The 13,474-nt window shown below is 71.5% G+C and carries 12 protein-coding genes; 1 reads left to right on the top strand and 11 read right to left on the bottom strand.

Going from position 1 to position 13,474, the window contains the following annotated elements; all coding sequences use genetic code 11:
- Positions 1–5 precede the first annotated feature (5 nt).
- The gene (locus DK419_RS14755; protein ID WP_109959747.1) at positions 6–1,139 is read right to left on the bottom strand and encodes an FUSC family protein; all 1,134 of its coding nucleotides are present in this window, start codon (positions 1,137–1,139) and stop codon (positions 6–8) included.
- A gap of 150 nt (positions 1,140–1,289) precedes the next feature.
- On the opposite strand from DK419_RS14755, the gene DK419_RS14760 reads away from it, so the two are divergent.
- A complete protein-coding gene (locus tag DK419_RS14760) occupies positions 1,290–2,054 on the top strand; it encodes a transporter substrate-binding domain-containing protein (RefSeq protein ID WP_109962317.1) in 765 nt (254 codons plus the stop codon).
- A 226-nt stretch (positions 2,055–2,280) separates the two neighbouring features.
- On the opposite strand, the gene DK419_RS14765 is transcribed toward DK419_RS14760, so the two are convergent.
- The 10 genes from DK419_RS14765 to DK419_RS14810 form a co-directional block, all read right to left on the bottom strand.
- Positions 2,281–4,161 (bottom strand): TRAP transporter large permease, encoded by a 1,881-nt coding sequence (locus DK419_RS14765; protein ID WP_109959748.1) that lies wholly within the window; start codon positions 4,159–4,161, stop codon positions 2,281–2,283.
- 12 nt (positions 4,162–4,173) lie between these two features.
- Positions 4,174–5,187, bottom strand: a complete 1,014-nt coding sequence (locus DK419_RS14770; RefSeq protein ID WP_109959749.1) for a TRAP transporter substrate-binding protein — start codon at positions 5,185–5,187, stop codon at positions 4,174–4,176.
- A 351-nt stretch (positions 5,188–5,538) separates the two neighbouring features.
- Positions 5,539–6,423: an NAD(P)-dependent oxidoreductase gene (locus tag DK419_RS14775; RefSeq protein ID WP_425352671.1), complete on the bottom strand. Its 885-nt coding sequence runs from the start codon at positions 6,421–6,423 to the stop codon at positions 5,539–5,541.
- Complete coding sequence (locus DK419_RS14780) at positions 6,420–7,451, bottom strand: transketolase family protein (RefSeq protein WP_109959751.1); 1,032 nt, start codon at positions 7,449–7,451, stop codon at positions 6,420–6,422. The genes DK419_RS14775 and DK419_RS14780 overlap by 4 nt, the downstream gene beginning before the upstream one ends.
- The gene (locus DK419_RS14785) at positions 7,448–8,302 is read right to left on the bottom strand and encodes a transketolase (RefSeq protein ID WP_109962318.1); all 855 of its coding nucleotides are present in this window, start codon (positions 8,300–8,302) and stop codon (positions 7,448–7,450) included. Before DK419_RS14785 ends, DK419_RS14780 begins: the two co-directional genes overlap by 4 nt.
- Before the next feature lie 11 nt (positions 8,303–8,313).
- Positions 8,314–9,063 (bottom strand): SDR family NAD(P)-dependent oxidoreductase, encoded by a 750-nt coding sequence (locus DK419_RS14790; protein WP_109959752.1) that lies wholly within the window; start codon positions 9,061–9,063, stop codon positions 8,314–8,316.
- A 277-nt stretch (positions 9,064–9,340) separates the two neighbouring features.
- Complete coding sequence (locus DK419_RS14795) at positions 9,341–10,237, bottom strand: LysR substrate-binding domain-containing protein (RefSeq protein WP_109959753.1); 897 nt, start codon at positions 10,235–10,237, stop codon at positions 9,341–9,343.
- Positions 10,238–10,282: 45 nt separating this feature from the next.
- Positions 10,283–11,719, bottom strand: coding sequence for a sensor histidine kinase (locus DK419_RS14800; RefSeq protein WP_109962319.1), 1,437 nt, complete (start codon positions 11,717–11,719; stop codon positions 10,283–10,285).
- Positions 11,720–11,958: 239 nt separating this feature from the next.
- Positions 11,959–12,786, bottom strand: coding sequence for a TVP38/TMEM64 family protein (locus DK419_RS14805; protein WP_245442446.1), 828 nt, complete (start codon positions 12,784–12,786; stop codon positions 11,959–11,961).
- Entirely contained in the window at positions 12,783–13,436 is a 654-nt protein-coding gene (locus DK419_RS14810; protein ID WP_109959755.1) for a class I SAM-dependent methyltransferase, read from the bottom strand. The genes DK419_RS14805 and DK419_RS14810 overlap by 4 nt, the downstream gene beginning before the upstream one ends.
- Between the last annotated feature and the right edge of the window lie 38 nt (positions 13,437–13,474).

The following is a 13,474-nucleotide window of genomic DNA, read 5'->3' on the forward strand; positions in this document are numbered from 1 at the left end:
GCGCCTCACGCCTCGGACTTCGAGAAATCCGCCGCCCGCGCGGCGAGGTCGTCGAGGTTGCGCCGGAGCTGCTCCAGGCTGAAGGCGAGCCAGAAGATCCGCCCGACGCCGTCGGTGGAGAGCGTCCGGGTGACCTGCCGCCGGCGCATCCCGTCGATGGCGTCGCGGTAGCCGGCGATCGCCGCGACCAGGGCCGCATCGTCGCCCGCGGGCCGGCCCCCGTTCGCGAGGGCGTCGGCGAGCACCCGCAGGCGCCCTGCTGCGGCGCGGGCGGCGTCGCCCCAGGCCTCCGCGAGGTGGACGCGCAGGACGTCCGCGTCGGCCTCCGCGATGGCGCGACGCAGCAGCACAAGGTCGTGGCGCAGGCGCATCAGGGTGCGCAGGAGCGGGTCCGGATCGGGGGCGGCCGAGAGGCGGCTGCGGCGCTCGCGCGCCGCCTCGCCGGCCAGGGTCTCGAGGCGCGCCAGGCTCCGGCGCACCGCCGGCGGCAGGGCCCTGGCCTCCGGCGCCTCCTCGACGTCGAGGCGGGCGAGGGCGTCGAGCTGGGCGGCGAGGAGCCGCGCGAGGCCGGCGCCCTGACCCGTCACCGCCCGGGCGGCCCGGGCCGGCGCCACCATCAGCGACACGCCGAGCCCGATGACGCAGCCGAGCCCGATCTCGAAGATCCGATCGAGGGCGAAGGCGAGGGGGCCCAGCGTCGAGCCGGTGGTGGAGAGCAGCACGATGATCGCGGTGATCGGCGCGATGCGGAACCCCGCCGAGACCGTCGCCGCGACGGTGAGGGGCGCCACCGCCACGAACAGGGCCGCGAAGGTCGAGGCGCCGCCGTGATGCGGGATCGCGAAGGCGACCGCGCCGCCGTAGCAGGCGCCGAGCACCGAGCCGAGGAAGCGGTCGAGCGCCGCCTTGAGCGAGCCGCCGACGCTGCTCTGCGTCACGATGAGCGCGGTGATGACGGCCCAGTAGGCCTGCGGCAGCGCCAGGGATTCGGCCAAGAGGAAGGTCGCGAGGCTCGCGGTCGTCATCCGCAGCCCCTGCGTCAGGCGCGGCCGCTGGCGGTCGAACGCCCGCCGCAGGGTGTCGGGGAAGCGCCGCAGGCTGTCCGCGAAGCGCCGCAGGCTGTCCGGGAATGAGGCCATGACGGCGTAGGAGCCGGTGCGAACCGCTCCTGTCAATCGCCGCGGGGCCGGATCGCGTGTGCCCAGCCCGTCATGCGGGCTTTACCGGAGCCGTGCGATATCCTTACGACAGAAGGGTTAACGACGACGCGGGGGGTCAGGGCGGTGACGATGCGCAAGTTCGTGGGAGTGGCGGGAATTCTGGCGGCGCTGGCGGCGGCACCGGCGGAGGCGCGGTCGCTCGCCGCGATCAAGCAGGACGGCACGCTGCGGGTCGGCCTGACCGGCGACTACGCGCCGTACTCCCTGCGGCTGCCGGACGGCGGCATCAAGGGCGCCGACGTGGTGATGGCGGGCGAGCTCGCCAAGGCGCTGGGCGTCACGCTCGAGATCGTGCCGACGACCTGGAAGACGCTCAAGGACGACCTGCTCTCCGACCGGTTCGACGTCGCGATGGGCGGGGTCAGCGTCACGCCCGACCGGGCCTCGGTGGGCGATTTCTCGGTCCCCGTGCTGACCGACGGCAAGCGCCCGATCGTGCGCTGCGCCGACAAGGCCCGCTTCGTCACGATCAAGGACATCGACAAGCCGGAGGTCCGCGTCGTCGTGAATCCGGGCGGCACCAACCAGCGCTTCGCCGACGCCAACTTCCCGCACGCCTCGGTGCGGGTGTTTCCCGACAACCGCGCCATCTTCAAGGAGGTCGCCGAGGGCCGGGCGGACCTGATGGTCACCGACGGCGCCGAGGTCGATTACCAGTCGCGGCGCAATGCCGGCGTGCTCTGCCCGGCCGCCGTGCCGGACACCTTCGACAAGGCCGAGAAGGCCTACTGGATGACCCGCGACCCGGCACTCAAATCTGGGGTCGACGAGTGGCTGACGAAGACCCTGAGGAGCGGCGCCTACGGCCGAGCGCTGGCGAAGGCGGCGGAGTAGGGGGCGGGCGACCTTTTCAGGACCGTGCACGTCTCACGGCGTCGTCCCGGGGCTCGTCGAAGACGAGAACCCGGGATCCACAGCCGCTGACGGTACAGAACCCGGCGGATCGCGTTCCGCGTCATCCTGAAGCGTGAGCGTCCATGGATCCCGGGTTTCCGCCTTCGCGGCCCCGGGACGACGGTTCGCGGGTGACGGGGCCGTCTTTCCGGGCCCGTCCTCATCCTCAGCCGAGGAAGCCGATCGAGATCCACGGCACCAGGATCACCACGACGAGGCCGACCAGCAGCGCCGTCATGTAGCCGACGATCGGCCGGATGCCGGCATCCGGATGGATCCGGCTGATCGCGCAGGCGGCGTAGTAGCCGACGCCGAAGGGCGGCGCGAACAGGCCGACGCCCATCGCCAGGATCACCACCATCGCGTAGTGCACCTCGTGCACGCCGACCTGGCGGGCGATCGGGAACAGCAGGGGTCCGAACAGCACGATCGCCGGAATGCCCTCCAGCACCGAGCCCAGGATCACGAAGGCCACCGCCGAGACGACGAGGAAGCCGAGCGCCCCGCCGGGCAGGCTCTTCATCATCACGGCGAGGCTCTGCGAGAAGCCCGACTGCGTCAGCGCCCAGGCCATGCCGGTCGCCGCCCCGATGATCAGCAGGATCGCCCCCGACAGGGACGCGGTCGAGACCAGCATCGGGTAGACCCGGCGCCAGTCGAACTGGCGGTAGATCAGGAGGCCGGCGAGGATCGCGTAGACGATGCCGATCGTCGAGACTTCCGTCGCGGTCGCCACGCCCTCGACCACCGCTGCGCGGATGACGAAGGGGAGAGCGAGCGCCGGGAAGGCGATGACGAGGGCCCGGCCGATCTCGCCCTTGGTGGCGCGCTTGACGTGGCTGAGGTTCTCGCCCCGGTAGCGCCACCAGACCAGCATGCACAACGTGATGCCGAGCACGACGCCGGGCATCAGGCCGCCGGTGAACAAGGCGGTGATCGACACGCCGGTCACCGACCCGATGGTGATGAGCACCAGCGAGGGCGGGATGGTCTCGGTCTGGGCGCCGGTGGCGGCGAGGAGCGCGACGAGGTCGCCCTCCTTGGCGCCGCGCTTCTTCATCTCGGGGAACAGCACGGGGGCCACCGCCGCCATGTCGGCGGCCTTGGAGCCGGAGATGCCCGAGACGAGGTACATCGCCCCGACGAGCACGTAGTGCAGGCCGCCGCGGACGTGGCCGAGCAGGCTCGCCAGGAAGCCCACCATGGCCTTCGCCATGCCGGTCATCTCGATGAGCAGGCCGAGGAACACGAAGAGCGGCACGGCGAGCAGGATGAGGTGGCTCATCCCCTCGTCCATGCGCCCGACCACCACCATGGCGGGGGCCCGCGTCGTCAGCATCAGGTAGCCGAAGGTGGCGAGCCCGAACGCGAAGGCGATCGGCACGCCGGTGAAGACCAGGGCGCCGACGCCGAGCACGAAGAAGATCAGCAGGTTCCAGTTGCCGAGCGTGCGAAGCAGCGGCTCGGCGAGCCAGAGGGCCGCGATGATCAGGCCGGTGAGGACGAGGGCGCCGACCGTGTGACGCAGGTCGGCGCATTCGACGAGACGCAGGGCCGCGACGACCAGCATCAGGCCGAAGCCGACCGGCAGGGCGGCGGCGCGCCAGGCATTGGTGATCTCGAGCGCCGGCGTCTGGACGAAGACCTCCTCGGCCGCGAACTCGTAGGCCGGATGCAGCAGCATCAGCACGAAGGCGAGGCCGGCGGCGAGCGCCACCGCCTCGAGGAAGGCCTGGGTCTTGACCGAGCACATGCTGACGAGCGCGGTCATGCGCATGTGCTCGGCGCGGCGGTAGGCGACCACCGAGCCCAGCATGGCGAGCCACAGGAACAGGATCGAGGCGAGCTCGTCCGACCACACGATGGGCGCGTGGAAGACGTAGCGGCTGACGACGCCGGCGAGCAGCACCACCACCTCGGCCACCACCAGGAGGGCGGCCGGGATCTCGATCAGCGGGCCGAGGGCGTTGTCGAGCGTGCGCGCCCAGGCGCGCTTGGCGGAGGCCGCCGGCAGGGCCGGCGTCTCCGTCGCGATATCGACATGCATCTCTCGCCTCCCTCAGGCCAATTTGCCGGCGACGGCCTCGAGGTGCTCCCAGGCCGCGTCCCCGTACTTGTTCTTCCAGTCCTTGTAGAATGTCGTGCGCCCGAGCGCATCGCGAAATTTCTGGCGATCGACGTCGATGAAGGTGATGCCCTTGGAGCCGAGCTCCTGGACCAGGGAGGCGCTGAGCTTCACGATGTCGGCGCGCTGGTCGTCGGCCGAGCGGTCGAGCTCGCGGGTCACGATGGCGCGCAGGTCCTCCGGCAGACGCTGGACCGCCTTCTTGTTGCCGAGGATCCAGTAGCCGTCCCAGACGTGGCCGGTGAGGCTGCAGGTCTTCTGCACCTCGTAGAGCCGGGTCGTCGCGATGATCGCGAGCGGGTTCTCCTGGCCCTCGAAGATCTTGGTCTGCAGGGCCGAGTACAGCTCGTTGAAGTTGAGCGGCGCCGCGCCGGCATCGAACGCCTTGAACAGCGAGGTCAGCATCGGCGACGGCGGGACACGGATCTTGAAGCCCTTCAGGTCCTCCGGGTTGCGGATCTCCTTGGTCGAGGACGTGATCTGGCGGAAGCCGTTGTCCCAGACCTTCGACACGGCCTGGATCGGCGTCTTGGCGATCTGCTCGCGGACGTAAGCCCCGAGCCCGCCGTCCATCGCCTTCCAGACCTCGTTGTAGTCCTTGAACGCGAAGCCGGTGTTGGGCAGCGCCGCCGCGGGAACGAAGGTCGAGAGGATCGAGGTCGAGAGGTTGAAGAACTCGACGCTGCCGTTGCGCACCTGCGACAGCAGGTCGGTGTCGGAGCCGAGCTGGTTGGCCGGGAACAGCTTGATGTCGAGCCGCCCGTTCGAGGCCTCGCGGATGCGGTTCAGGGCCTCCTGGGCGCGGATGTTGACCGGGTGGGTCGGGTCCTGGCCGGTGGCGAGCTTGTACTCGAACTCGGCGGCGCGCACCGGGCGGGTGAAGACCGTGGCGAGGGGGAAGGCAGCGGCGCCGGCGAGCAGGGTACGGCGGGAGAGGGTGTGGCTCATGGGGGTTTCCTCTGGGATCTGGGGGATCTGGACCGGTTGGGCCGGTTTCTGGACGTGAGTGATCAGTATGGCCGCGGCGATGCCACGGATGCCGAACGATGCGCGGAAATCCCCTCTCCCCGCGGGCGGGGAGAGGACTTCATCGACCTTGTCGTCGATGAAGTGAGCCCGAAGGGCGAGGGTGAGGGGGTGTCTCCGAAAGGGACTTCTCCGGCACCTCCCCCTCACCATCGGCTGCCGCCTCGCTTCGATGACGACGAGGTCATCGAAGCCCTCTCCCCGCCCGCGGGGAGAGGGGGGATGCGCACGACCCGATGCGCAAAACATCCATCATCAGGCCGTGTGCCCGAACTACTTGCCGTTGAGTACCCGGTACGAGCCGATGACCTGGCTGTCGTCTTCCGCACCCGCGCCACGGCCCGACGCCGCCAGGAAGAGCTGATGCGCCAGGGCCGCCAGCGGCAACGCCGCCTTCTCGCTGCGGCCGGCCTCCAGCACGATGCCGAGATCCTTGACGAAGATGTCGACGGCGCTGGTGACCCGGGGGGTTTCCTCCAGCATCCGCGGACCGCGGTCGCGCAGCATCCAGCTCGATGCCGAGGAGCCGGAGACGATCTCGAGCGCGGTCGCGCCGTCGATCCCGACCTTGGCGGCGAGCGACAGGGCCTCCGCCGCCGCCGCCAGGTTCACCCCGCAGAGGAGCTGGTTGACCGCCTTCATGGTGGCGCCCTGGCCGGGCTCGGGCCCGACATGGAACACCTTGTCGCCCATCGCCTCCAGCAGCGGCTTCACCCCGGCGATCACGGCCGCGGGGGCCGCCGCCATGATGGTGAGGCTGCCGGCCTCGGCGCCGACGACCCCGCCGGAGACGGGCGCGTCGACGAAGGCCCGGCCGGTGGCCGTCACCCGTTTCGCCAGGGCCGCGACGGCGGCCGGCGGGCAGGTCGCCATCAGGACCACCGCGGCGTCCGGGCTCGAGCGCTCCAGGGCGCCCTCGCCGAACAGGATGGCCTCCGCCTGGTCGGCATTGACCACCATGAGCACCAGCGCCCCGGCGCCGTCGGCCGCCGCCGCGATCGTCCCGGCGGGGGTGCCGCCGGCGGCCGCGAAGGCGGCCCGCCCTTCCGCCCGCACGTCGAAGCCGCGCACGGGAAAGCCGTGCCGCACGAGGTTGCGGGCCATCGGCAGGCCCATCGAGCCCAAGCCCACGAAGGCGACGGGGCGCTCGGGGCTCACAGCCATTGGCGGATGCTCCGCACCATGGCGTTGGTCGAGATGCCGTAGCGGTCGTGGAGGGTCGGCAGGGCGCCGGCATCCAGGAACTCGTCCGGCAGGCCGACCTGGCGGAAGGCCTTCGGGATCGTGCCGGAGCGCATCAGCAGCCCCGCCACTGCCTCGCCCAAGCCTCCGACCACGGTATGGTTCTCGGCCACCACCACGAGGCGCCCGCCCTTGCCGGCCTCGCGCAGGATCGTCTCGGTGTCGAGGGGCTTGATCGTCGGCACGTGCAGCACCGCGACGTCGACCTTGTCGTCGCGCAGGGCGTCGGCCGCCTCGAGGGCCCGCATGGTCATCAGGCCGGTCGAGATGATCAGGACGTCGTTGCCGTCCCGGATGGTCTTGGCCTTGCCGAGCTCGAACGTGTAGCCGTACTCGTCGAGCACCAGGGGCACGTTGCCGCGCAGGAGCCGCATGTAGACCGGCCCCTTGTGATCGGCGATGGCCGGCACGGCCTGGGCGATCTCGTGCGCGTCGCAGGGGTCGAGGATCGTCATGTTGGGCAGGCCGCGGAAGATCGCGATGTCTTCCGTCGCCTGGTGGCTCGGGCCGTAGCCGGTGGTGAGGCCGGGCAGCGCGCAGACGATCTTGACGTTAAGATTCTCCTCCGCGATCGCCATGCAGATGAAGTCGTAGGCGCGGCGTGCCGCGAACACCGCGTAGGTGGTGGCGAAGGGCTGGAAGCCTTCCCGCGCCATGCCGGCGGCGGCGCTGATCAGCAGCTGCTCGGCCATGCCCATCTGGTAGAAGCGCTCGGGGTGCTTCTGGGCGAAGATGTGCAGGTCGGTGTACTTGCCGAGATCGGCGGTCAGCCCGACGATCTCCGGCCGCTCCTCGGCGAGCTTGGCCAGCGCGTGGCCGAACGGGGCCGGCGCCACGCGCTGGTCGGGGCCGGCGAGGGAGGCGATCATCGCCGAGGTGGTCAGCCGCTCACCCGTATTGGCCTCGGAGAGCCAGGCCGGGCGCGTGTACTTCGAGCGTTTCATGCGAGCCTCCCGGCATCCAGGATCTTCAGGGCGTCCTGCCATTCCTGCGGCTCCACCCGCAGGAAGTGGTTGCGCTCGCGCGCCTCCAGGAACGGGATGCCCTTCGCCATCTTGGTGTCGCAGATGATGATGCGGGGCTTCGGCTCCGCGCAGGCCCGTGCCGCGTCGAAGGCCTGGACGAGGGCGTCGATGTCGTTGCCGTCGACCCGCTGGACGTGCCAGCCGAAGGCCTCGAAGCGCGACGCCGCCGGCTCGAAGCCGGTGACCTGCGAGGCCGGGCCGTCGGCCTGCTGGTTGTTGACGTCGACGATGGCGATCAGGTTGTCGAGCTTCCAGTGGCTCGCCGACCACGCGCCCTCCCAGATCGAGCCCTCGCCGAGCTCGCCGTCGGAGATGAGGCAGTAGACGAACGAGTCCGACTGCTTGCGCTTGAGCCCGAGGCAGAAGCCGACCGCGAGGGCGAGGCCCTGGCCGAGGGAGCCGCCGGTGATCTCCATGCCGGGGGTGTAGGCGGCCATGCCGGACATCGGCAGCCGGCTGTCGTCGGCCCCGTAGCTCGTCAGCTCGTCCTCGGGCAGGATGCCTGCTTCGAGGAGCGCCGCGTAGAGCGCGATGGCGTAGTGGCCGATCGAGAGCAGGAAGCGGTCGCGCCCCTCCCATTCCGGATCGTCCGGCCGGTAGCGCATGGCGTGGAAGTACGACACCGCCAGCACGTCGGCGATGCCGAGGGCCTGGGCGATGTAGCCCTGGCCCTGGACCTCGCCCATCAGCAGGGCGTTGCGGCGGATGCGGTAGGCGCGCTCGGCGAGCGAGGGGCTGTTGGCCCGCGGCGGAGATTCGGCGTGAGGCATGGTCGTCACCTTCAGTGGATCAGCATGCCGCCGTTCACGTCGATGACGGCGCCGGTGATGTAGGAGGAGAGGTCGGAGGCCAGGAACAGGCAGGCGTTGGCGACGTCGTCGGCGACGCCGAGGCGGCCGAGCGGGATGCCCTTGGCGATCTCGACCTTCAGCTCGTCGGTGAGCTTGCCGCCGGTGATGTCGGTCTGGATCAGGCCCGGGGTGATGCTGTTGACCCGCACCGTGTCGGGGCCGAGCTCGCGGGCCATCGCCTTGCCGAGGCCCAGCACGCCGCCCTTGGCGGCGCTGTAATGCGGCCCGCCGAAGATGCCGCCGCCGCGCTGCGCCGAGACCGACGACATGCAGACGATCGAGCCAGAACGCTGCTGGCGCATCTGCGGCACCACCGCCTGGCTCATGTAGAGCGTGCCGCGCAGGTTGACGTCGAGCACCGCCTCGTAGTTGCCGGGCTCGATCTCCATGAACTTCAGCGGCTGGGTGATGCCGGCATTGTTGACCAGCACGTCGATGCGGCCGAGGCGCGACACCACCTCGTCGGCGGCGGCCTGGCAGGCTGCCTTGTCGGTGACGTTGCAGGCGAGGCCGAGATGGCCCTCGCCGATCGCGCGGGCGGCCTCTTCGGCCTGGCCGGCATCGAGATCGAGGATCACCACCTTGGCGCCGTGCTGGGCGAAGAGCTTCGCGGTGGCGCGGCCGATGCCCCGCAGCGAAGCGGCGCCGGTGATCAGGCACACCTTGTCGGTCAGCAGCATGTCGTCCTCCCTGGCAGCGGGCCGGCTTTCGGCCCCGATGCACGAGGGAGTGTCCGCGGCCGAGGCCTCACGCCCCGTCGCCGCCCGTCCTCGGACGGTGCCTCCCTCGTTTCGTTGCCGGCAGAGTGCCCGGGGGCAGGGGGCAGGACAAACGCGGATTTTGCAGGCGGAGGTGAATGGGATTCATCTGACGGGGTCGGGCGTGGCAGCACGCCTCCTCTTCTCCCACCCGCGACCTCATCCTGAAGTCGCGGGTGGGAAGGACGATACTTTCAACTCACGCCAGATCCTCGGGCAGGACGATGCTCATCTCCTGCGCCAGCCAGCGCGCGAAGACCCGCAGCGGCGCCCGCCGCCGCGTGGTCGCGGGGTAGACGAGGTGGTGGCCGACGTAACTGACGTCCTGCGCCAGCCCGCGCAGGGGCGCGACGAGGCGGCCGCTGGCGATCTCGCGCTCCGCCAGCAGGGTCGATTCGAGCGCCACCCCGAGCCCGTCGGCGGCGGCCGCGATGGCGAGGAAGCTGCGGTCGAAGCGCACGCCCAAAGGCCGCGGCGCCGGCAGGCCGTTGCGGGCGAACCAGAGCGGCCAGCGCACCTGCTTGTTGTCGCTCTGGATCAGCACCTGATCGAGAAGGTCTTCCGGCGCGCGGATGCGGGCGGCGCGCTCGGGGTCGCAGAGCGGGGTCACCGTCTCGGTGCAGAGCGGCACCGCCACCAGGCCCTCGCCCCGGGGCGGGCCGTAGACGAGGTCGGCGTCGAACTCGTCGCTGACGAAGCGGGCGTAGTCCATGCCGGCGGCGAGCCGCACCTCGAAGCCCGGATGGGCGGCGAGGAAGCGGGCGAGGCGCGGCGTCAGCCACTGCGCCGCGAGGCTCGGCGCGCAGTGGAGGCGGAGCAGCTGCGGGCCTCGCGCCGCCACGAGGTCGAGGCCGCGATGCAGTTCGTCGAAGGCGCGGCTCACGTGCTCCAGCAGCGCCTCGCCGGCGGCCGTCGGCACCACGCCCTGGCCCTGGCGCTCGAACAGGGTGACGCCGAGCATCGCCTCCATCTTGCGGATGGCGTGGCTCACGGCGCTCGCGGTCAGGTTCAGCTCGGCGGCCGCGTCCTTGAAGGAGCGGCGCCGCGCCGCCGCCTCGAAGGAGCGCACGGCGGAGAGGGGAACGCGCAGGGACATGACGCTACGATGCGGCGGCGGGCGCCGGCTTGGCAACCGCCGCGCTCAGCCCTCGCGGTCGGTCAGGACGATCCGGAACCGCGCCCCGCTGCCGGTCTCGTCGAGGCTCAAGGTCCCGCCGTTGAGCCGCACCAGCTCGGCCGCGATGGCGAGGCCGAGCCCCGTGCCGCCGGAGCGGCCGGCGCCCTGGAAGGCCTCGAACAGGTGGGTCCGGGCCCGCTCCGGCAGGCCGGGGCCGTTGTCGGCGACGAGGATCGTGACGGTCGAGCCGGTCCGCTCGGCCTCGATCGCGACGCGCGGCGCGCCCTCGCTCGCTCCCGCGAGGCCGATCGCCTGGACGGCGTTGCGCACCAGGTTGACCAGCACCCGCGACAGCTGGTCGGGATCGGCGTCGACGCTCAAGCCCTCCGGCGTGCGGTCCTCGATGGTGATGGCGGCGCCCGGCGCCAGCCCGGCGAGGTCGAGGGCGTCGCGCAGGATCGGGCGCAGCGGCGTCACCCGGCGCTCGGGCGCCCGCTCGGCGGCGCGGCCGTAGGCGAGCGTGCCCTCGCAGTAGCGGATCGCCCGGCCGAGGGTCGCGACGAGGCGGGGTGCCACCCGCTGCACCCCCGGATCGGCCACGTGCTCGAGCCGGTCGACGAGGAGTTGCGCGGTGGTCAGCAGGTTCCTCAGCTCGTGGTTGATCTTGCTCACCGAGAGGCCGAGATCGGCGAGCCGCCGCTTCTGGCGCAGCTCGTCCGACAGGATCGTCTCCATGCGGGCGAGCGCGGTCTCGGCGGCGCCGATCTCGTCGCTGCGCCAGGACGGATTGATCCGCCGCGACAGGTCCTCGGGATCCTCCGCGAAGGTCGCGATGTTGCGCGCCAGCCGCCGCACCGGCCGGACGATCGAGAGCTGCAGCACCAGGAAGACGAGGCCGGCGGTGATGCCGGAGATGGCGAGCGACGCGAGCAGGATCCGGCGCGAGAAGGCGATCATCGCGTTGCGCAAGGGAGCGGGGTCGAGGACGAGCTCGACGAAATCGACCCCGTCCATGCCGTGCCCGACCACCCTGAGCGGCAGGGGGTTTACCTCCGTCAGGGTGCGCCAGGCCCCGCCGATGCTGTCGATCCAGCCGGCCTCGCGCAGGTCGACGGTCTCGGCCACCTCCGGCGGCATCGGCGTGAGGTTGAGGAGGCGGCGCGCGCCGCCGGCCTTCAGAGCGATGGCCTGGGCGCCCACCCCCGTCAGCAGCCGCCGGGCGAGGTCGTCGGAGACCCGCTGCTGGGGTGCGGCGTCGAGCACCAGGGCGGCGACCTGCGCGGCGGCGACCCGGTCGGAGAGCCAGGAGCGCCGATAGCTCGCGACGCTCGGGACGTAGATCAGCACCTCGGCGATGAGGACGAACACCACCGTGAGCAGCAGCAGCCGGCCGGACAGCCCGATGCGCCCGGCGAGGCGCCGGATCCCACCCTGGCTCGCCGCGTCATCGCCCCACTGCACGGTCCCGCCGCCCTCGCTCGCCCGATACCCGTCGCCGGACACTAACACGACCGGCCGTCCCTGCCGCCCTGCGCAGGAGGCGGGCGGAGACGATTCCCAGATAGCCGCAAGACCGGCCGCAGACCAGGAAATTGCGCGTAATCCTTTCGGGCCGCCGAGAGCGTTCCTGGACGAGGCGGCACGCTCGAGGGCCGGGAGCAGCGTTCGATCGCACCGCTCTCCGGCGCCTCTCCCGTGCGTCAGCGCGGCCGGCCGCGCCAGCGCCGCCAGGCGACCGGCAGCAGCGCCAGGACGCCGAGGCCGAGGAGCGTGGCGACGAGCTGCGGCGTGACGACGGCGCGCAGCGACAGCGCGGCGTCGCAGGCGACGCCACCGGCGACGACGCAGGCCTCCTTGGCCGCCTGGTGGGCGGCGACCACGGTCTCGACCCCCGCCCCCGCCGAGGCGTAGATGAAGGCGCCGGGGCTGATGCCGATCAGGGTGGCGAGCGCGAAGGTGCGCAGGCGCACGCCGAAGATCGCCGGCGCCAGGTTGGTCATCCAGAACGGGAAGACCGGCAGGAGCCGCAGCACCATCACGTACGAGAAGGCGTCCCGGCGAAAGCCCTCCGCGAGCCGGCTCAGACGCGAGCCGGCGCGGCGCAGGAGCACCTCGCCCGCCGCCGTGCGGCCGATCGAGAACACGATCACGGCGCCGGTCGTCGCGGCGGAGATCGAGACCAGCGCGCCGTAGACCGGCCCGAACAGGAAGCCGCACAGGGTCGTCATCACCACCGAGACCGGCAGCGAGACGATCACCGTGCCGACATAGGCGAGGTAGGCGCACGCATAGGCGCGCCAGAACCCCTCGGCGACCCAGGCCTTGGCGTAGGCCCGGGAGGACAGCAGCAGGTCGACGGAGAACCAGCGGGTGATGCCGCCGAACAGGAGCCCGAGGGACAGGGCCACCAGGGCGACGAGCGGCAGCACCCGCAGCCAGCCGCGCCAGGCCGGCGCCGCCACGGCCTCGGGGCCGGCCGCCGGGCAGGGCTCAGGCCCGGGCTCGTCGGGTCGGGGCGGCGCGCTCACCCGGCCTTCTGCATGCGCAGGATCTTGAAGAATCCGCCCGGGAAGGTCGGCTGCACGCCGATGAAGGTCACGCCGCGGCTCCTGGCCCAGGCCTCGATCCGGGCGGCCTTGAAGGCCGAGCTCCAGCCGATCTTCTCGCAGAGCGGCGCCACGATCTCCTCGACCCGGGCGACCGTGCCGGCATCCTGGCCGAAATGGTTGGCGAGCACGATCATGCCGCCGGGCCGCACCACCCGCAGGAACTCGTCGAGGGCGCCTTCCGGGTCCGGCACCAGGGTGATGAGGAACTGCGCCACCACCGCGTCGAAGCTCGCGTCGGTATAGCCGAGGCGGCAGACGTCCATCACCTGCAGGCCCTTGACGTGGGACAGGCCGCGCCGCGCCACCTTGCGGTTGGCGCGGCGGAGCATGTCCTCGGACAGGTCGACGCCGTAGACCTCGGCATCCTTCGGGTAGTAGCCCAGGGACAGGCCGGTGCCGACGCCGGCCTCCAGGATGCGCCGCCCGCCGACGAGCGCGGCCTCGACCGCGTCCCGGGCCGCCGGCTCGGTGAGCTTGTCGTAGACCACGTCGTAGACCGGCGCCCAGCGCGCGTAGGCCTTGCGCATCAAGGCGGTGGTGGGCCCCGCCTCTCGCGGCTCGCTCAGCATGTCCGTATCGTCTCCGAGGAAAGTCTGTGGCGCGGGAC

This window comes from Methylobacterium terrae, assembly GCF_003173755.1.
GTDB classification, from domain to species: Bacteria; Pseudomonadota; Alphaproteobacteria; order Rhizobiales; family Beijerinckiaceae; genus Methylobacterium; species Methylobacterium terrae.